Annotated in this window: 17 protein-coding genes; 12 read left to right on the top strand and 5 right to left on the bottom strand. The window is 56.4% G+C overall.

Features of this window, described 5'->3' with window-relative positions:
* Window positions 1–38: 38 nt before the first annotated feature.
* The 5 genes from VK725_RS08165 to VK725_RS08145 all read right to left on the bottom strand — a co-directional run bounded on the left by VK725_RS08165 (window position 39) and on the right by VK725_RS08145 (window position 9,209).
* Window positions 39–2,345, bottom strand: a complete 2,307-nt coding sequence (locus VK725_RS08165) for a S53 family peptidase (protein WP_325317566.1) — start codon at window positions 2,343–2,345, stop codon at window positions 39–41.
* A 571-nt stretch (window positions 2,346–2,916) separates the two neighbouring features.
* Window positions 2,917–3,597 carry an aspartyl/asparaginyl beta-hydroxylase domain-containing protein gene (locus VK725_RS08160; protein WP_325317565.1) on the bottom strand — a complete coding sequence of 227 codons (681 nt, stop codon included), beginning with the start codon at window positions 3,595–3,597 and terminating at the stop codon, window positions 2,917–2,919.
* Window positions 3,598–4,381: 784 nt separating this feature from the next.
* The gene (locus VK725_RS08155; protein ID WP_325317564.1) at window positions 4,382–5,551 is read right to left on the bottom strand and encodes a GGDEF domain-containing protein; all 1,170 of its coding nucleotides are present in this window, start codon (window positions 5,549–5,551) and stop codon (window positions 4,382–4,384) included.
* 822 nt (window positions 5,552–6,373) lie between these two features.
* Window positions 6,374–8,251 (bottom strand): potassium transporter Kup, encoded by a 1,878-nt coding sequence (locus tag VK725_RS08150; protein ID WP_325317563.1) that lies wholly within the window; start codon window positions 8,249–8,251, stop codon window positions 6,374–6,376.
* Between the two features lie 145 nt (window positions 8,252–8,396).
* Window positions 8,397–9,209 (bottom strand): hypothetical protein, encoded by an 813-nt coding sequence (locus VK725_RS08145; RefSeq protein WP_325317562.1) that lies wholly within the window; start codon window positions 9,207–9,209, stop codon window positions 8,397–8,399.
* Window positions 9,210–9,453: 244 nt separating this feature from the next.
* On the opposite strand from VK725_RS08145, the gene VK725_RS08140 reads away from it, so the two are divergent.
* From VK725_RS08140 to VK725_RS08085, 12 genes are all read left to right on the top strand, one after another.
* A complete protein-coding gene (locus tag VK725_RS08140; protein ID WP_325317561.1) occupies window positions 9,454–10,038 on the top strand; it encodes a hypothetical protein in 585 nt (194 codons plus the stop codon).
* Between the two features lie 305 nt (window positions 10,039–10,343).
* Window positions 10,344–11,378, top strand: a complete 1,035-nt coding sequence (locus tag VK725_RS08135; protein ID WP_325317560.1) for an alpha/beta hydrolase — start codon at window positions 10,344–10,346, stop codon at window positions 11,376–11,378.
* 240 nt (window positions 11,379–11,618) lie between these two features.
* Window positions 11,619–13,799: a diguanylate cyclase domain-containing protein gene (locus VK725_RS08130; protein WP_325317559.1), complete on the top strand. Its 2,181-nt coding sequence runs from the start codon at window positions 11,619–11,621 to the stop codon at window positions 13,797–13,799.
* Window positions 13,786–14,523: an EAL domain-containing protein gene (locus VK725_RS08125; RefSeq protein WP_325317558.1), complete on the top strand. Its 738-nt coding sequence runs from the start codon at window positions 13,786–13,788 to the stop codon at window positions 14,521–14,523. Before VK725_RS08130 ends, VK725_RS08125 begins: the two co-directional genes overlap by 14 nt.
* Before the next feature lie 108 nt (window positions 14,524–14,631).
* The gene (locus tag VK725_RS08120) at window positions 14,632–14,781 is read left to right on the top strand and encodes a hypothetical protein (protein ID WP_325317557.1); all 150 of its coding nucleotides are present in this window, start codon (window positions 14,632–14,634) and stop codon (window positions 14,779–14,781) included.
* Between the two features lie 191 nt (window positions 14,782–14,972).
* Complete coding sequence (locus tag VK725_RS08115; RefSeq protein ID WP_325317556.1) at window positions 14,973–15,734, top strand: DUF4386 domain-containing protein; 762 nt, start codon at window positions 14,973–14,975, stop codon at window positions 15,732–15,734.
* Between the two features lie 76 nt (window positions 15,735–15,810).
* Window positions 15,811–16,194, top strand: a complete 384-nt coding sequence (locus VK725_RS08110; protein WP_325317555.1) for a cupin domain-containing protein — start codon at window positions 15,811–15,813, stop codon at window positions 16,192–16,194.
* A gap of 235 nt (window positions 16,195–16,429) precedes the next feature.
* Window positions 16,430–17,476, top strand: coding sequence for a sulfotransferase (locus VK725_RS08105; protein WP_325317554.1), 1,047 nt, complete (start codon window positions 16,430–16,432; stop codon window positions 17,474–17,476).
* Window positions 17,477–17,742: 266 nt separating this feature from the next.
* Window positions 17,743–17,958, top strand: a complete 216-nt coding sequence (locus VK725_RS08100; protein ID WP_325317553.1) for a hypothetical protein — start codon at window positions 17,743–17,745, stop codon at window positions 17,956–17,958.
* Between the two features lie 106 nt (window positions 17,959–18,064).
* Window positions 18,065–18,592 (top strand): Rossmann fold nucleotide-binding protein, encoded by a 528-nt coding sequence (locus tag VK725_RS08095; RefSeq protein WP_325317595.1) that lies wholly within the window; start codon window positions 18,065–18,067, stop codon window positions 18,590–18,592.
* A 108-nt stretch (window positions 18,593–18,700) separates the two neighbouring features.
* The gene (locus tag VK725_RS08090) at window positions 18,701–19,267 is read left to right on the top strand and encodes a hypothetical protein (RefSeq protein ID WP_325317552.1); all 567 of its coding nucleotides are present in this window, start codon (window positions 18,701–18,703) and stop codon (window positions 19,265–19,267) included.
* 208 nt (window positions 19,268–19,475) lie between these two features.
* On the top strand, window positions 19,476–20,114 hold a 639-nt coding region (locus VK725_RS08085; protein ID WP_325317551.1), incomplete at its 3' end, for a hypothetical protein.

Below are 20,114 nucleotides of genomic sequence, written 5' to 3'. Positions count from 1 at the left end.
CTGGCGCTGCCAGGGGACAGAACACAAAACTCAGCCGATTACGGCAGGCCCATGAATTTCTTCCAGGCCGAGTACAGGTTGTTGGCATTTACCGAACCCAGACCGTTTGCGAAACTCCAGCCAGCCTGTGAGGAAAATGCAGCGGTGTTGCTGTTGTACTTCGTCGCACTGGTTGAGGTCAGTCCCACCAATGTCGGACCGTAGGCTTCAAGATAGTTCTGGATCGTTCCGTAGAAGTAGCAATCGGGCGTGACTTGCGCGAATTCTGTCACTTGTATGCACTGTGTGGAATTGCCGCCAGCCGTGATGTTGTAGAACACGCACTTGCTGGTTCCCTTGGTGCCGTTATCGGAATCGCATTGCGCGAGCGTAGAAGGCGCCGATCCCGTTGCACCGCCGTACTCATTGCGTGCAAGCTCGTACAGCGTCGGTGCGGCATTGCCCTGATTGGGCGACCACGATCCAGCGGCGTACAGACCTTGGTCGAGCAACGCCTGGATACCCGCAAACATCGGTGAAGACAGTGATGTGCCGGCGACCAGTTCTACTGGCGAGGCAAAGTTAGGTGTGCACGGATACAGACCCGTGCAGAGAATCACCCACGAATACCCGCCATACGAACCACCGAACAGCGAAACGTCCGGCAGGTCGCGCGACAAGTCTTTGGGGGCACCATGCACGACGCGTTGCCAGGACGGTTTTGCGTCGACGGATGATGGACCACCACTTCCACTTTCAGAGGTTACGTAGTAGCCGTTGGGGTCGTAGATCAACGCGTTCTTGCAGAACTTCAACGCCGTCAGGCCGACGAGATTTTGGGCGGCTACCGTATTACCGCAAGAGGTGTTCCAGGTGATCTCCGGCACGTAGGATTTCGCCGTACCGTATACCGCATTCGGCGTGCTGTTGAAGTACTTCTTAGTGGTGCCGTCGAGAATATCGGCGGTGTCCGATCCACCCACGCCCGTATCGTTTGGCGACGTAGCCAACGAGTTGGCATCGATGCCAGCATCGTTGATGACGAAGCCATTGAAGCTCGGGTTCGAACCGGAATCGCCCGTCGACACGAATACCGAAATGCCTTCGGCATCTGCCTGTGCCCACATCAGATCGATAGCGGTCTTGCTTGGGGTATCGGTAAAGCCTTCACCGTAGCCGTAACTGGCGCTGATGACATTCGGTCTGCCTGCGGCATTCGTGTTGTTGATCAGATTATCCGCCGCGGTGAAAACGCCGCCGAAAAAGTTCGACGAATCTGAATCGGCGCATGTCGCAACCCAGATCGCGGCACCCGGTGCCATAGCCGTGGAATACTCCGAATCCAGCACCGTCTCGATGCTTTCCTCATCGGCATTGGCACCGCCTGGATCGGTACAGTTGCCCGTACTTGGGGTCAACTGCGGCTGGAATTGAGTAAACGTGCCGCCGTAACTGCCAAGGCCAAACTGGCTGACGAAGTTGGGCCAGTCGGTCGGATCCATATCCTGATCCTCGACCACTGCAATCGTGATGCCCGCGCCGGTAAAGCCGCTCGTATACAACGAGCTTGTGTTGTAAATCGTTTGCATGTCGTAGGGGACGAATCCGCGTACTCCGCCAGTGAAGTTAACCATCGGATTACCCGGCGTACCGGCTTTGCTACTTGCCGGCTGTTGGATCTTGAAGTTGTTCGACGATTTGCTGAATTGCGCTACCTGCGGTGCCACATGCAGAGGTTGCGGCCGGAAGTCGTTGAGGCCGGCAACGCCGACGATCACGCTGCTCAGCGCTGCAGGGACGCTGATATCGCCAGCGTTGGCGATGTGACTGACATGATTGACGATGTAGTGATTTTCCTGCGTGCGGAACGCCTGCCTGACTTGTCCAGCCGTGCCGCTGAAATCGATCTGCATCTTGTTCGGATACACGCCATTGACAGTGAAGCCTTGCGATTGCAGCCACGTCTTCACCGCGCCGATGTCTGCGTCGGCCACGCCGAAGCTCGTGCCGAATTGTTCCGGTGTTATCCACTGATGAAACTTCGCCGACGACGGATCGTGTAGCGCGTCGGTAAGCGATTCCAATGCCGCCGTGCGTAGCGCACTGCGTTGAAGAATCAGTTGCATGTGATTCATCGGTGTGGAGTCCGCGACGGCGCCGCTGACTACCGATGAGCCGATAAGCGATAGATGGGTATTGCCAAGCGTGGAAACCACGCGGTTGTCGACGGTTTGCGTTACACGGGGCGCTTCGGTCGTATTGAGACCGGCCAGCGCAGAACTTGCATTTGAAGCCAGGGCAATCGAGGGTAGCGCGGCAACAGCTGCGGCGATCGATAAACCTCTCATCACATGCTCGGTTTTCACGTTTCTCTCCCTATGGATGAAAAAAGCGAGTCCCCCTGTGATGGATTGATTGGCCAACTGAACTTCGTATCGTCGCGCTACTACCTCTCTGCATGTAAGTACTAGAAAATCAGCGAACCGCCGCATAGGCCCGACGCAGCCACTCGCGCCGCGATTCCGTTGACTCGATTGGGCTCCCACTTCTCCCCGCTTGCGTACCGGGGACGTCGATGGTGCGCCCGGTGCGGTCGCCTAGTCCAGTGCTTTTCGCAAATAAATACTGTTACATCCTGCTTACACATCATGAAGACGATCGCGATAAATGGCCGTCCAAACGACAAACCTTCACGAGGCTTGCACGCGTTCAGCAAAAAAGCGTGCGCGGCATCTCATATTTCGGTGCCGACGCTAAGGAAAGTGCCGCACGGCGCGGTAGCCGAAACGTTCGCAACCGGCGCTTTGTTATGGGAAAAGGGAATTTGCCCCCGCGTTCGACGCAGGCACGCCGCTTTACGGATAACGGAAACGAAACAACCGGTTGCGTCAGGCGATCCGACCGTTCTTCACATCCAAGTGCTCGTCGTTGCGACGATCAAGCCAAGCCGCGGACGCGAGCGACCATGCCCACCGATGCAATCAATGCGTGCGAAAGCACGCGCAAATCGAAAGGCATATGAGGACGACGCACATCGAGCAGCAGCACAAGGCGCATCTGATCGCTGTTGTTCCACACCTCGTGCGGATACGTGTCGTCCCACAGCAGCTGCTGACCATCGCCCACGCGATGTTCCACATCGTTGAGTGCCAGCACGGCAGCGGGCCGTCCTTGCGCATCGAGGGGAACCGAAAGACCCAGCTGATAACGCAGCACACCGCGAAACGGACCGCGATGTCGTGGAATATGTTTTCGGGGTGCGAGAAACGACAGCGAAGCGGAAAGGACGTCGGGTGTCGAGGACACCAACTCGGCGAGCTTGGGGCATGCCGCCATGTTCTTGTCGACTTCGGCGCCGTATACCTTCAGGACGAACAGGCGCCAATCTTTTCCATCGTTCGCCGAAATATCCGCCTGCGCCGGCATGATTTCATGGAAACGCGGTATCGATTGCATGCGGCCGGAAAGCGCAAGCGCTTCGTCGCGAATCTCCAGCCATGCCGAAATAAACCGTGCTGCACCTGGAAAGTATGTACCGGTCTCCAATACCGGGGGCGTGTCGATGCGCGCATCGTAGAGGCGGCGTACTGCGTTGGCTAACAGGTCGTACAGGCTCATGCGTGGTGATGCTCGCTCGCTGTTTTGTACAAGAAACCGTTACCCCGGCAATTTCAGTGTAGCGCCCGGCATCGGAGCGCGTCATATGTCCTGCTGCAGGGGAGCGAGGCCGGTGAAAAAGCTCTCGCCAATAGATAAAACGGGTGCCCGATAGTGCCGTTGACGCGTAGGTAACCGGCCAGTCAGGCGCTCGCAAAAGATTGCGTTTATGATGATCGGGCATGGGGCGTGGCTGCGCTGCATAATGCATCACGCGGGAAACATGGAATGCATCGACGGAGAGTGGCATGGGAAGCAAAACCGCAGTCTTCGCATTATGGTTGGTCGGTCTTGCATCAAGCGGACAGATTTGCGCTCAGAACGCAAGCGTCTCGTCAGCAAAGGCGAGCGATTCACAAACCGCATCAGCACCGTCAGTTCATCAACCGCTGAATCTGAGGCTCCCCTCGGAGGTCGCCACGACCGATGCCAGTATCTGGAGGGATGAGCGGGCGTTTGCAACGCAACCCAATCCGTTTGCGGGCATGTTCCAGAAACAGGCAGAGAACGGCGATCCGCGTCGCGTACCCATGTATCTGCTCATGCCTTTCGTAAGAGTGACACCGCCATCCACAAACCCCACTTTCGAGCCGCATCCGATCAATCCCAACGACCAGCCCAACGTAGTGAAGGACGTCGGTGCATTGGTGAGGGCAATCCAGGCGGGCGGATGACCGTTCCGAGCTGCCATAAATGGCGTCAAGCGTGCGCGTAAGGAATCGCTTGCGGTTCACCCTATCAGCGACTATTGCGCCGCAATCATCACGCAATTGCGGCCAGCGCGTTTAGCATCGTAAAGCGCAACGTCGGCTCGTCGCCGAGCAGCCATCATGTCCGGTTCGTGCGCTTCGGCAATGGCCGCACCGATGGACACGGTGAGCGCATAAGCCTGTCCGGCGATGTGGAACGACGTTCGCTCGATCGCCGAGCGAATGCGCTCGGCGAGCGCCAACAAATCGGGTGCCTTGACGGAAGGAGACAGCACGAGAAATTCCTCGCCGCCGACGCGTCCAACCATATCTCCTCCGCGTAGCATGCAGCGGATGTTGGCGACAAGTTCCAGCAGCACCCGATCGCCGTCGTCATGACCGAAGCGATCGTTGATGCTCTTGAAGTGATCGGCATCGATAAGCAGCACGCCAATCGACTCCTGCTTTGCGCGCGCTTGTTCGAGCAGGACTTGCGATGCTTCCAATAACCCAAGCCGATTGATGACGCCGGTGAGCGGGTCGATGCGCGCAAGCTCATAGAGCTCGCGCTGAAGAATCTCGTTGTAAAGCAGCAGAAAGCCGACGCTCGCCAGCAAGGGCTGGATGCCGAGCATCAGCACGTAGATCACATTCACTGGCGACGGGGAGCTGATGCCTTGCGGAGGCGTCGACAGAATCAGCAGCGAGCCGTTGCGCCATATCAACAGTGCGATTGCCAGGAAGTATGTCCACAGCAACAGACACTGCGCGCGCGTCTCGCGCTTGCGACATCCGCCCCATAGTGCCTGGATGTTCAATCCTGTATTGCAGGCGATGATGATGGAGCCAAACATCACGCGCAGAAGATAGTTGGGATGGGCCGTGCTCAACCATGTAACGCCAAGCCAGCCCGCAACGCCCAACAACAGCGCGGTGCGCCATCGCAACGGCCGCTTCAACAGCATGCGCAGGGCGACAATCGTCATCGCCTGACCGGCGAGGTTGCAGGTATTGGCCACCAACAAAAGTACGAGCGGAGAAATCCATTGAGACGCTGCAAGAAGAAACGCAGCAACGGCTTCCAGAAGTAACGCAGCAGCACGAAGGCGCAGCCCATTCAATGCATGAGGACTGCCATCGTGAGTGCCGTACCAAAGCATCAGCGCAAGCACCAGGGCCTGGCCGCCATTGATAAACGACAGTGTCTCGATGTTTAGCTGCATCATGAGGTCCTGGTGATGGGTGGCGTCGTCGATGCGTACTCATCGAACCGCTATCCGTGTCAGCTTCGATCCATGTACGCACAAGCGTCGTCATGCGCCCATTACCGTGGGTCTACTGCATATCGGGTCGCGTGGCTGTCAACATGATTTTCTTCGTCTCCTCGTTTGCCCGTACTTTCCGGACGATTTGGCAGATCGTCCCACTGTGGTTGTTTATGTCTGTCGGATTGACTGGGAATAAGGCAAAGAGCATGCCACCGCGTTGTCGCTCTTAGATGCGCCTGTTCGGCATGGCGATGCACGCCTGGCAAGTTCTCACGATGCGTGAAGAACGATAAGCAACGCGAGTCGCTATCGCTGGCAAAATGCACAAAAACCGCGGACCAAATGCGACGCAACATCTGTCCCGCATAGCGATGCCGCTCTGTGAACACGTGGCTGTCTTCAAGCTTGCGTAAAGAAAAATTCTCATGTGGAGGGCGAATACAGCCGCTCGCTACCATGAATCATGATTATTAATGAGAATTATTCGCAATATTCTCATCGTGATAATCGCCGCGATAAGGCGATCGATGAGTGGCAGGCTTCTACAGCCTCCTTGGTTTGCGCAGCAAGCATGACCCGATGTGGAATTTCACCGGTCATCCAGCAAACTGGCGACGTGCTGGGCATGTCACCGGGCACGCGCAAGGGGCGCCCACTATGACGGCCTGACGCAGAGGGTCATGCCGATTGACGCCTCGGCGCCTTGGCTGGCGCTACGCGCGTGCCCTCAGAACGCAACGTACTTCGTCAATACGATGATCGGCTGACCCGGTGTGGCGATCAGATGGAAACCTGCCGCCCGATATCCACCACCTGGTTGGCGGGAATGCGCAGGTAATCCGTCACACGTGCGCTGTTGCGCAGGAAGGTAGTGAATGGCACGCGGATCCATGCCGGCAAGCCGTGGCGATCGTCGCGCGGCACAATCTTTTCGATACCGATGAAATACGAAAGCCTGGCGGGATCGATCGGACAGCCATGCGTTTGAATCTGCGCCATCAGCGCAGGCATATCGGGTCGTTCCATAAATCCAAACGTTGCAGTGACCGACCAGAAGTTAGGCGCCACCTCCGCCAGGGCCACGCGGCTCTTCGCAGCCACCCACGGTGTCGATGCGATATCCAGCGTCACCGCCAGCACGTTCTGCTGCAGCGCCTTGCTGTGCTTCACATACCATTGCATGACAGGCGGCGTGACCGCCTTCGCGCGCGTGAGAAAGACCGCAGTGCCCGGTACACGCGTAATGCCCATATGCGGCAAATCTTCAAGAAAGGCATCGACGGGAACCGGATCTTCGCTGAGCCGCTGCGCCACGGCCATGGCGCCGCGGTGCCAGATGTACATGACCGAGTACACCAGCCCTGCAAGCAGCAGCGGCACGTAACCGCCGTCCAGGAGTTTCATCATGTTCGATGCAAAGAACGATGCATCGACAATGAAGAACACGCCCGCGACAAGACCGCTGGCAAGCAGACTCCACTTCCATATTTCGCGCATGGCGATGAACAACAACGCGGTGGTCATCAGCATCGTCGCCGATACGGCAATACCGTAAGCGGCAGCCAGGTTGTCGGATTTGCGAAAACCCAGCGCCAGGCCAATCGTCACCAGCATCAACAACCAATTGACGGCGCCGACGTAGATTTGTCCGTAACCCTCTTCAGACGTTTGCGACACTTTCAGGCGCGGCATCCAGCCGAGCTGGATCGCCTGGCGCGTCATCGAAAACGCGCCGGTAATGATTGACTGACTCGCGATGATCGTCGCTATCGTCGACAGGATGATCAGCGGGAGCGTCAGCGATGCGGGACACAGGCGATAGAAAATGTTGCCTTCGGTCGGTGCACCGGCAAGCACAATGGCGCCTTGGCCTGCGTAATTCAGCACAAGGCTCGGGAAAACCAGTGTCGACCACGCAAGTTTGATCGGACCCGCGCCGAAGTGCCCCATGTCCGCATAGAGCGCTTCGGCACCCGTCACGCAAAGAAACACGCCGCCCAGCACAAGGAAGCCGGCCGCCCCGCTGTGCAACAGGTAGTGGAAGGCGTAATACGGATTAAGCGCCCACAAGATGGCCGGATGCTTCACGACGCCCCACAGGCCAAGCAACGCCATCGTCAAAAACCATATCGCCATGATGGGGCCGAACGCACGGCCGATCCTTGCCGTGCCGGCCGGCTGCACGGCAAACAACGCAAACAGTATGAGAACCGTCAGCGGCAACACGTAGTGATGCAGCGATGGCGCGACAATGTTCAAACCCTCCAGCGCAGAAAGCACCGAGATCGCCGGCGTAATCGCACCGTCGCCATAAATGAGCGCCGCACCGAATAGGCCTGCCGCGACAATCAGCGGACGCTTGCGTCGCTTCACGCCAAGCAGCGCCATCAACGCAAGGATGCCGCCTTCGCCATCGTTGTCGATGCGCATCGCGAAGTTGGCGTATTTGATCGTCGTGACGATAATCAACGTCCAGATCAGCAGCGAGATAACGCCATAAATCGTTGGCGCGTTATTACCGCCCGTCATGTCCAGAACAGTCTTGAATGTATAAAGCGGGCTCGTGCCGATATCGCCGAACACGACGCCCAAGGCGCCGACGCTGGCTGCAAACAGGGCGGGCTTCTTCCAGGGAGCGGAAGGATTTTCCGTGGTCATGGCGCAAACGGCCCGTCTGGTGGGTGACGGGTTGCCAGTCTACATACCTTAGATGACATGGATGTCGCTTATTTGTATCCGGCACCATCCCGATCGCGTATAGCGAAAGGGCCGCATTTGCGGCCCTTTCGTGTCCCTTGCGGCGTCAGGTTGCCCATTCACCCAGCCGGTTGCGCGAACGGTTGAAGGAAAACCAGCGCATCTTCCGATAGGAATCGGTAACGATCCACGCACCGGCGGTAATCACGGCCGACATCAACAATGCCGTCCATGTAAATCGTTGCGGTGGTGTAGTTATCGCGACGGGAATCCAGACGAACACCGTGAAGATGCCCATCATGCATGTTTCGAGCGCAGCGGCCAATCGCGGCAGAATATTGAAGAAAATCGCGATACCCGCGGCGATGTGCGCCGCACCGGTGAAATACGCCCAGCCATAATGAAATGGCAACCACGACGGCACCAGATTAGCCGTGTCTTTCGCGTAGACAAAATGCTCGACACCTACAAAGGGTATGGCTACAGCGAATGACATCTGCGCGACGCGGACGGCTTTTGCGCTGCATAAGGCTTGAAAATAAGGCTTATCGGCCGGTGTCGCCAACGACGCGTAAAGAATCCACGCGCCAGCAACCAGCACGACAATCTCGCCGCATGCGCCCCAATTTCCCACCTGCGAGGGCGTAGCGATCAGATGGGGCACGTGCAACAGCATCACCCAGAGAAATGTGTAAATCGTCAGGGCAAACGCCGCAGGCACGGCCGTCCGTTTGATCAACACACCTACGCCCATGACACCCATGAGCGCGCCCGACATGCAGGCGAGTATGGTGCGGCCCGGAATGTCTGGCGGAACGGGTTGCCAGACCAGCGCGAAGTCACCGGCGAAAAGTCCAAGCAAACCCAGTGCGATCATCGTCAAGGCAAACGCCAGATGACCCATACCCATGATGCGCATATCCAACGCTCCTGTTCCAATCGTTGAAAGGGACAACCGTCGTGGATGTACAGCGTGTCGTGATGTGGCTTTTTGTTTCGCCGCCTGCCAGCCATTCACGCCAGAAAGCCCGAAACCTGCAAGAGCCAATTGAGCGTTCCATGCCAATGCCAAAGCGCCCTTCGATCGTCAACGGAAATACATGACATGCTCTGACATGTTTTGTACGTCATGCTCGCCTCGACACCACCGACGGAGCATTGCCATGACATCCTTGCACACCGTATTGATCGCTGCAGCGCTTGTTTCTTTCATATCTGCCACGCCCGCCCACGCATCCCAGGACGCGCCCAAGCCGGTGCAATCGGCACCCAACCTCACACATCTGCACGATTTCGACTTTCTGGTAGGCGATTGGCATGTCGAGCACCGCCAATTGAAGGCGCGTCTGGCCGGCAGCCACGACTGGGTGGAATTCGACGGCACCTGCAGCATGCACAAACTGATGAACGGGTACTCCAACGTCGACGACAACGTCATCAACAAGCCCAGCGGAAGTTATAAGGGCGTCGGATTGCGTTCTTACGATCCGGTATCCGGCCAATGGGCCATTTGGTGGCTGGACAGCCGCGAACCGTTTGCCGCTCTCGATCCGCCGGTCAAAGGCAATTTCGTCAATGGGGTTGGAACGTTCTATGCAAACGACACCCTCAACGGAAAACCCATCCGCGTACGTTTTGTCTGGTCGCATATCACCGCCGACTCCGCGCAATGGGAACAGGCTTACTCACCTGACGGTGGAAAAACATGGGAAACGAATTGGGTGATGCACTTTACGCGTGTTCGATGATTGAACTGTCGCGGCTCAAACTTGCCTTGTCGTCATGCCGGCGAAAGCCGGAATCCAGCGACCGTAAAGTCCGGAAGGCACTAGATGACCGGCATGCGCCGTTGTAAAGCGCTTCCGGCTTTCGCCGGAATGACGATTACGCAGGTCCAAGTTTGACCGTATTTGCATGGACACCTATTGCTCTTTGGGACAGGAGCACTTTGCGCTTAAATAAGAACCTTCCGAGTCTGAGTCAATTCGCCGCCGGCGAAAAAACCAAGGCTCCTTATACACAACGTGCAATATGTCGCTAGCGAGGTCCCGTCATGACCGCAGTTGGCTCAACCAGGCATCGCTTATCGCGCGTGTTGGTGGGTCTTCTGATCTTGCTGGCGATCGTAGCTATCGCCGCATTCGCTGCATTCAAATGCAGTCCATGGCCATCGGTGCTTATCATTCGCCGGGAATTTAGTCGCGATGGTATCGATGGCAACGCAGCGTTGAGCCATCGCGTGCCTCCGGGCATTCGCACGCAGGCTGCTATCCAATACAACGCCAACGATCCGAACGCGCTGTTGGATATCTATCGCCCCGTTGCACTTGACGGTCATGCGTTGCCCGTCGTTTTCTGGATACATGGAGGCGGGTATATCGCAGGAAGCCGCATGGAAATGGCGAATTACGCCCGCATTCTCGCCGCGGGCGGTTATGCGGTGGTTGCAGTGGACTATCCGCTAGCTCCGGAACATCCGTATCCGGTGCCGGTCGTTGCGCTCAACCATGCATTAACGTTCCTTTCCGACAACGCTGCGCAACTGCACCTGGATCGCAATCGGTTCATTCTTGCAGGCGATTCTGCGGGCGCTCAGCTGGCGGCGCAGATCGCTCTACTTGTTTCATCGCCCGTCTATGCGAGGGCAATGGGTATACATCCCGGTATTGCTCGCTCGCAGCTCTTGGGCACAGTGTTGTTTTGTGGTCCGTATGATGGCCGCGTGATCGTGTCGGAGGCCTCATCATCGAAGCTCGCACGCACTTTCATATGGTCGTACTTCGGCTCGCTGAATCCGCCGGTGTCGATGTTGGATGCTTTCTCCATCGTCCCGCATGTCACGCCTGAGTTCCCTGCAAGCTTTATCAGTGTCGGCAACATCGACGTGCTGGCGCCACAGTCCTACGCGCTGGCCGATGCGCTGCGGCATCAGGGCGTGCATGTCGAAACACTGTTTTATCCCGCGTCGCACACCCCGGCGCTGGATCACGAATACCAATTCGACTTGGCCCTGCCGGAATCGAACGAAGCGCTAAAGCAAACACAAGCCTTTCTTCTCGGTCTGACTGCGCACAAGAGTGGCCAATAAGCGTGCACTGAAGAATGAAAGAAAATCGCCCGGGTTGATCTATACATTAAGAAGGGGCGAACACATCACAGCTGCCGGTGCCCGGCTGCTGAAGCTGAACGCGGTTTGTTAAGCGAACCCTTCTACAAGCTGTCCCGGCACACCCAAGCCTTACATCCCGGCCTATGGCAGAAGTCTTGCTTAGGTAACAAGACTGCACGGCAGCTACGACTGCCAAAAAAGGGAATCCGGGATCTAACAATGCCGTTGAAGCGTGCGCCAGGAATGGTTTGGCAGCTGATGGGCCTCTTTGCCTTGAGCGGGGTCCTTTCGCTGTATGCCATTGTGTTGGCGCGCTATACACACACGCCAGCGTGCCTGTGGCTCACAAACGGAGCCATGATCGGGCTGCTGATTCGAAAGCCGCTGCGGGAAACCTGGCCTTTGCTGATTGCCGGTTTTCTGGGCTACTTCGCCGCTAGGGAATTCGTCGGGAACCTTGCGTTCCTGCCGTCCCTCGCACTGGGCTTGTGCAATCTCGGAGAGACGCTAATGGTCACTTTGGCCATCAGGCGTCACTTTCCTGTCATCACCCAGGAAACGCGCTTTACCGATCTGGCCCGCGTCGCTCTGATCAGTGCTGCAATCGCCTGCGGCCTTTCGGCCTTCGCGGTCGCTGCGATCACGCACGTCTGGCCCGACCTGGCGTTCTGGGTAAGCTTCAACACGGTTTTCCGAGCGCATTTGTTGGGCATGATCATCGCGGCAACGACATCCATTGTTGTCGTGACGCGCGGAAGCCGGCTGGTCAATTCATCCAGTACGCCCTTGTCACTCGTCTTGCACCTGCTGTTACTGGCGGCGATATCCCTCGTGGCATTTGCAGTGTCGCGATACCCATTGCTGTTCATGATCTATCCGCCATTGCTGTTGCTGATCTTCCGCCATCGCTTTGCAGGTCTGGTGATCGGCATAGCCATTGTCGCGTTGATCACCAGTACGGCTACGGCACTGGACGTTGGGCCGTTCAACCTCGTGCACGATGCAACGCCTGCGTTGAAGGTTGTGATGGCGCAGGTCTTCATCGGTGTCACGTGCCTCATTGCGTTGCCGGTAGCGTTGGCATTGGTCGAGCAGGATCGGCTGCAGGTACGTGTTCGCGACAGCGAAATTCGTTATCGCATGCTCGCCGACAACAGTGGCGATCTGGTCATGCGCATTCGCCCCAATGGCGACCGTCGCTATGTATCGCCATCCGTGAAGGAACTGCTGGGGTGGGACGTCGAGGAATTCATGGCGCCACGTCCTGATCTGATTCATCCCGACGATCGGCAGCGCATTGCCGACGTGGTCGCTACTTTGCGCCGGTTGGGCGGTACGACCACGGCAACGTATCGACTGCAACATCGCGCCGGTCACTATCTTTGGATTGAGGCATTCGCGCGACTCGTCGAAAGCCCGGATGGGGACGGCACCACAGAAATCATCTACACGGGCAGAGATGTCACGCAACGTGTGCAGATACAGCAAGCGTTGACGGAAAGTCAGGCGCAGCTGCGCACCATCACCGACAACGTGCCCGCGATCATTGCACGTATCGATCTGTGCGAGCGCTACACGTACGTCAACCGCTTCGTCGAACAGGTATCCGGCGAAGCCCCCACGGAAATGATCGGAAAGACGGTCAAGGAAGTGCGCGGGCCGACGCTTTACGATCAACTCAAGGAATACCTGGATCGCGCGTACGCAGGTGAATCCGTGTGGTTCGAATACGAGGCCACCTATCGGAACAGGCTTCTTCACTTCCAGACGCATTATGTGCCCGACAAGGACTCCAAGGGTCATGTTCGTGGCGTGTACGCGCTGACCACCGAAATCACGCACATCAAAAATGTGGAGCGCGAACTGCTTCGGCTGGCTCATCAGGACGCACTGACGGGCCTGGCCAATCGCCGTTACTTCAACGAACAGTCCGCCACGCTGTTAAGACAGACATGCCAGCGCCGGGCGCCCGTGCTGATGGCGGTGCTCGACATCGACAATTTCAAATCCATCAACGATACCTACGGTCACGCCGCCGGCGATCTCGTATTGGCCGAAGTAGGGCGCTGCCTGCAAAGCTTCATGCACGATGGCGCGGTCGTTGCACGCATAGGTGGCGACGAGTTCGTAATCCTGTGCGATCACGTGAGCGTAGAGATTGCTGCCGAGACATTCGTACGCACATTGTGGGAAAAGTTACACGTGGCCGTGCGCACTGGCGGCCATTGCATCGACGTGCACATCAGTATGGGTGCTGTCTTCTTCAAAGGATCGGCAACCCAGGACGCATTGATGAAACTCGCAGACGAGGCGCTCTACCTGGCTAAGGAAGCCGGCAGAAACACATACCGATTTGTTAGCAGCGGCCTGTTCATGGGTGAGAAAAATGGGAACATGTGAGCGCTGCAGCGACAAAAATGTTTTTCAGCGGGCCATTACCATGGCTTTCCAGCCGATCATCAACGTTATCGATAAGACGACGTTCGCGCACGAAGCACTTGTGCGCGGCCAAGATGGTGCGTCAGCCAGCGATATTCTTTCCAGCGTCGATGCCGTTAACCGCTTTGCGTTCGATCAGCTGTGTCGCATTACGGCGCTTGAATGGGCGGGTCGATTGAAGCCGCCGGCGCTGCTCTCCATCAACTTCATGCCCAATGCGGTGTACGACGCCTATCACTGCCTGCTGGGTACGGTCGCGGCGGCAAAGCGTGTCGATTGGCCGCTATCGCGCATCATTTTCGAAGTGAACGAACAAGAAGCCGTCGCCGATCTCGATCGCTTGCTGATCGTTTTGAAGGCGTACCGCGCACAAGGCATTCTTACCGCCATCGACGATTTCGGCGCGGCCTATTCGGGATTGAATCTTCTGGCGGATTTCCAGCCCGATCTGTTGAAACTCGATCTCGCCCTGATCAAGGGCATTTCGCTCGACAAGAATCGGCGCGCCATCATCCGGCACACGGTAAGCATGTGCGACGAGCTGGGGATAAAAATTATCGCGGAAGGTGTGGAAACCGCCGACGACTCCCTTGCGCTGCACGATCTGGGTATTCCACTTCAGCAAGGTTATCTTTTTGCCAGACCCCAGGTGGAAGCGTTACCGCTGCCGCATTTCAACGCCTAGCTCTGGGCTCTGGGCGCGGAAATAGGAGTAAGCTTCCGCTTCGCAATCGGCTACCGATAGCGCGACTATCTGCAAAAGCCGATCAGCTGGCCAGGAGCAGGGGATGCCATGAAAGTGACGCTCATGAAGGTATTGAGCACGGTGGGTAAGGCCGTCATGTTTGTCATCGTCGCTATCTGCGTGGTTCTCATTTTCGCCGAACGTATGCACGAAACGTTTTTCGATCCCGTTCTCAACTTCATACGATCATTGATTTAAACCCGCTTGAATGGCCATCGCCGGCGGCACGCGAAAAATGGAATGAAAAGCGGCACGGTCATGGGCTCCCCTTGCGGCCAATGACGAGTACTTCTGGCACGCGAAAGCCCATCGCCGCAAACTTATCTTGAATGGCAGGCCATCTTCGTACGGGTTGTTGCATATTTGCGACGTCCACAAGAGGGAGCTTCATGATGTCCCATTTCCGTTCCGAACCGTTTTCTCCGCTTGTTCTGGCGAGAGTCGTCGGCATTCTGGCGTTGGTGGGAATCGTGACCGGCGCGTTCGATATCGGCTACGTGAGAAACACGCTGATCGTCGACGGCAGCGTCTCGGAAACCATCCATAACATCGCCGCACACGAAACACTCTTTCGGATGGGCTTTACGGCCCACATCGTGTTGCTGCTATGTAACATCCCCGCTGAAATCATCGCCTTCATACTGCTCAAGCGCGTAAACCTCATCATTGCGGCGGTCGCGATGGGTTGTGGACTTGTCGGTACGGCCATCGAAAGTCTGGACATGCTCAATGCCTACGTGCCATTGAAGCTAGCGACGGAGGCAAGCGCGATGGGCGCATTCAGCCCCGAACAATTGCAAAGCCTCTCGTATCTATCTCTGCAACTGCAGAATACGGGTCTTCTTATTTCATTCGTCTTTTACGGACTGGACGAGATGCTGACCGGCTTTGTGGTTTTCCGTTCTGGCTTTCTTCCGAGAATCGTCGGCATTCTGCTCGGCATTTCGGGCTTCTGCTATTTCACCGATGGTTTCGTCAGTTTCATCTCGCCAGCACTCCAGGCACGGTTGCTCCCCTATCTGCTGTTCCCTTGTCCGGTTGGCGAAGGATTGTTTGCGCTTTGGCTCGCGATAAAAGGATTGAATGTCGAAAAGTGGCGAGCATGGACTGAAAGGCCACGCGGTCTGGGCATAGCAAGTTCGCTTAGATAGCATTCGCAAGATGTGCAGCCTCGCGTCGCCGCCCGTCAATCAAGTCATTGGATAGAAGAAGGATCGCTGGTTGCCTATGAAAAAATCACTCGTGCATGTCTTGTCCGGGTTGAAACACTTACCGAACCGATCTCCGGAAATGGCATTTGGAGACGAGGCGAATGAAGCCTTCGCCGAAGTCGCACCGTACCGCGATGGTGCCGTTTATGTGAGTTATTACTCGGGCTCCAGTGAATGGGAGCGTCACCCCAATGGCGACGAAGTTGTCATGGTGTTGGATGGAACAACCACGGTTATCTTGCTAAAGAATGCGGGAGAGGAACGGTACTTCCTCGCCGAGAAAGAACTCGTCGTCATACCTGCGGGCATGTGGCATCGTTTTGAGGGTTCCGAACGGCTTATGGTGATGACCATCACACCGCAGCCGACCGAACACAGCCTTGAAACACCCGACGCTTAGCGATTTTTCCCGGTTCGTTGTGGGGATTCACAATAATGAGCTGATTGCCACGGACAACGCGCTCACCACGTTGAGTCGTACGCTCCTCGAGGCAACGTTCATTCGATCCGCAGGGGCGTCTCAATGGGTTAGTGGCGATGCCAGCCAACGTGTTGCATCGCGCAGAAAGAGATTTTTCATGTGACTGGCAGTGATCGCTGCTTTCGCCATCTAAGTAGTAGACTCGCGCCCCGTGATGACAGCTTCGTCCCAAGCCCCCCTCTTCATTGTCAGCACGGGCCGTTCCGGCTCGACGATGCTTTCCGATCTGCTCTCGCTGCATCCAGACGTGCTGAGTCTCTCGGAGTTGTTCAACGCGCTTCATCCGCAGGGCTTCCAGAAAGATCCGGTCGACGGCCCGAACTTCTGGTCTGTGTTGAGCGAACCGCGCTCTCGCCATACGGCGTGGCTGCGTCTTATGGAGCGCGGTCTCGTCATCGACGAGTTTCGATATCCCCTGGCTTCTGCACTGCGCTTTCGCGAAACGGGCATTCCACCGCTGTTGGCGATGACGCTTCCGTTGCTCACGGAAGACCCCGACAGTCTCCACGAAGAGCTGCGCGTTTTCGTGCAGGCGTTGCCGGAAGATCGCATCTACCGGCAATACCTCAACGTCTTCCAGTGGCTGTGTACACGCCTGGGACGTCGATTCTGGTGCGAACGCTCGGGCGCTTCGCTCGGTCTCGTCCATCCGTTGTCTCACTTCTTTCCGACGGCCAAGTTCATCCATGTCTTTCGCGATGGCCGGGAGTTTGCAGTCTCGGCGAGCCGGTTTCCTCCGATGCGGATGGGAATGATCGGCGCGATCTTCAAGCAGCGGTTCGGCTCGGCCCCCTATCTCACGCCGACGTACGACGCACCCGCGGACCTGCCGCCGGCGTGGCGTGGGCTTGTACCCGAGAGCTTCGACGTCGATGTATTCCAGCGCTTCGAGTTACCGATCGCGCCGATCGGCATGGCCTGGTCCGAGATGATCATCGTGGGCCTGAAACTTTTGCAGAACGTGCCCGCCGAGCGGGTTCTCCACGTGCGCTACGAGTCGATGCTCGATGCGCCACACGCCGAACTCCGGCGCATCGTTCGCTTCATGGACCCCAGCCTGGACGATCCTTCCTGGCTTGCGCAGGCGGCCGCGCGCGTGCGGAAGAATCCGCCGAAATGGGTGAATTTGCCCGCCGACGAGCGCGCACGCCTCGAATCGGCCTGCGCGCCCGGCATGGAAATGCTTCGCCAGCTCTCGTGAATCATTCGGGCGAGCGCAAGATGCCTCGAACGATTCGCTGATCGTAAAAACTAGCGATGCGCTGAAAGAAGCAACGTGGCAATCGCCGAGCTCATTGAACGCGGGCCAAAGCCAAGGTCCGTTGGTTCACCCGCGCTTTGAACTGACTAAGAAAGAATGGCGCGAGCATCCATTGCCGGGACCATTCAGCGTCAAGGGATCTGTGTTGTCGCCGATATTGCCAGTGACAAAGACTTCCCTTATGAACACGCATCAAGCCAATCACGATGAGCAAAGAAGCGCTCTCAATCTGGATCGTCCTTCAATATCCGCCGGAGCACCCCGACTGCTTCGTCGCTCGGCGTTATCAGGTCGAAAAGCCGACAGGTGAAAAGCTGATTGCACATTCCCTGCAAGAATTGCGCAAGAAGATGCCGCCAGGGCTAACCATCTGTCCGCGCTTGCCCAGTGACGATCATCGTCTCGTCGAAACCTGGTTTTGACTCAAAGCGTACACTGGGTAAGTGTGTTGGCATTCGATATGGCGGGCTCCGTTGCGTTAAAAAATTTATCATCAAGGAAGTGAACCGCGCAGCCATAAGGACAGACATGATCGATACTATTCGCCAACCTCAAGTTTGCGTGTTGGGAAGTGCAGAGCCAGGGTCCAAGGCATACGATCTGGCCGGACAGGCCGGAGAACTACTCGCCCGCTTAGGCATTACCGTGATCAGCGGATGCGGAAGTCCAGCTACCCGAATAGCGGCACAACGCGCTCAGGCCGCTGGCGGAATGGTTGTCAGCATCATCACGAACGCGGACATGCCAGCGCCAGACTGGCCAGCAACAGTCGTCATTCCATGTGGAATGGGTGACGCAAGAAATCTGATCATGGCACTCGCCGGCGACGCATGCATTGTCATCGGAGGTCGCGCTGGCACTATCTCGGAAGTTTGTCTTGCGTGGCTGCACCGTCGGCCACTGTTACCTCTTATGGGCTGCGGTGGTTGGTCTGATGGGTTGCTCCAGAACCCGCCAGACGAAAGGCAAAATTCACCCATCTTGCCCTGGGACTCCATGGAAGCTCTTGAGAGTCAACTCAACACACTACGTTTGCTCAAGCCCGAAAGTCGCTAAATTCATATATTTAATGCCCGCTTTCGACCGGGGGCGGGTCTACTTAGCGCGGTAAGGGATTTGCGAGGTAATATAGGAGTGCTCACTGTCCACGACGGGCTGCCTGTTATGACTATTTCAAGCATTAGCAGTACGCAGTTGCAGCCCATCGGCGGCCTCGTTTCATCCCGCTACACCCATCACAAAAAAGAGCTCAATGAGTCGACAGCTGCGGCTCTTGTCGCCTCGAAGGGCACGTCGGACACAGATGCGAACCCGCTAGCTTCGGCTATTGCAGGCGCGATGGCGCAACTCGGATTAACCTCAGCACCCGGCGCGGCTGGCTCAAATAACACGACTGCAACGAGCGGTACGCAGTTCGCAGCTCTGCCGCAGCAACTGAAAGGGTCGCAGCAAGTCCAGCAGTACAGAAACATTGCTTCGACATTCTCCAATCTGGCTCAGTCATTGAATGCCAGTTCGAACAGCGCGTCGCCCACCTCAAGCGGCACCGGTAGTTTGACCACGGTCTTCCAAAATCTTTGGTCGTCACTTGGTTCGTCATCTGAAACATCGACCGATTCTTCAAGCAGCACAATCCCCAGCCTGCCATTGTTTCTGCAAACGCTGGCACACAACTTCAGCGAAAGCGGTGTCTCCGGACTGCGCGGAGTGTTTGTCGACACCGTGGTTTGACGACATCAAGTTAGTAGACGTTCGAAAACAAAAAAGCCAACCGTAGAAGTTGGCTTTTTTGCGTGTTGACCAAAGGTTGATCGTGAGTAGTCGATCGCACCCTTTTACTAAGTTTCTGCTGTGCGAGTAATGTCCGTTTTCGGCTGAAATCGCGGCCGAAAGCGGACATAATTGTTCGCCTTATATCATCATACGTTTAGGAAGAGGTATGGATAAGTTAAAGGTGATGCTCCTAGCCACGACGCTCTCACTGGCATCGTGTACACATGAGACATCTAAGGCTGTCATTGACACGCCAGAATCAATCCAAAGCAGACCTTTACCGTCTCAGGATTGCCTTTATTCCTTATGGAAAAAACTCCTTCCTTTGATGGCAAGAAACAACAATTACATAAGTATCGAAGACATGGAGCACGTGGCAGGTGTGAAGATGCAACATGTCGTTAATGTAAGCCCGACGGACGTCGTTGGCATTTACGAACAATTTTCCCTGCCATCAACAAATAACAATTTTTCGCCTTATTTATCCCTTCGGGTGGAGACGCATGAAGAAGCTCTTCCATATAACAAGGCCGTCTCAACTTGGCGAGCACTGCAATGGCAGTACGGTTCCACTTCCACAGTGGATGTTTCATGCAGCTCAACGCTGTCCGTGAAAGAGGCTGAAGGAGATTTGAGAGCATTGGGTCTACATCCAGCTGGCACGTTGAGTAGGGGAATTCAACGCGCAGAAGTCTTCGTAAGTGATTGGAACGAGCAAACGTATCTTTATTACACAATTCCAACGATAACTACTCCTCCAGTTAGCTCTATACGCATCATTGGGATGAAAACAAAAAGGCCTCCA

It is taken from the genome of Dyella sp., assembly GCF_035486915.1.
Classification (GTDB): domain Bacteria; phylum Pseudomonadota; class Gammaproteobacteria; order Xanthomonadales; family Rhodanobacteraceae; genus Dyella_B.
Note: the sequence above shows the minus strand (reverse complement) of the source record. Positions and strands in the feature narration are given on the sequence as shown.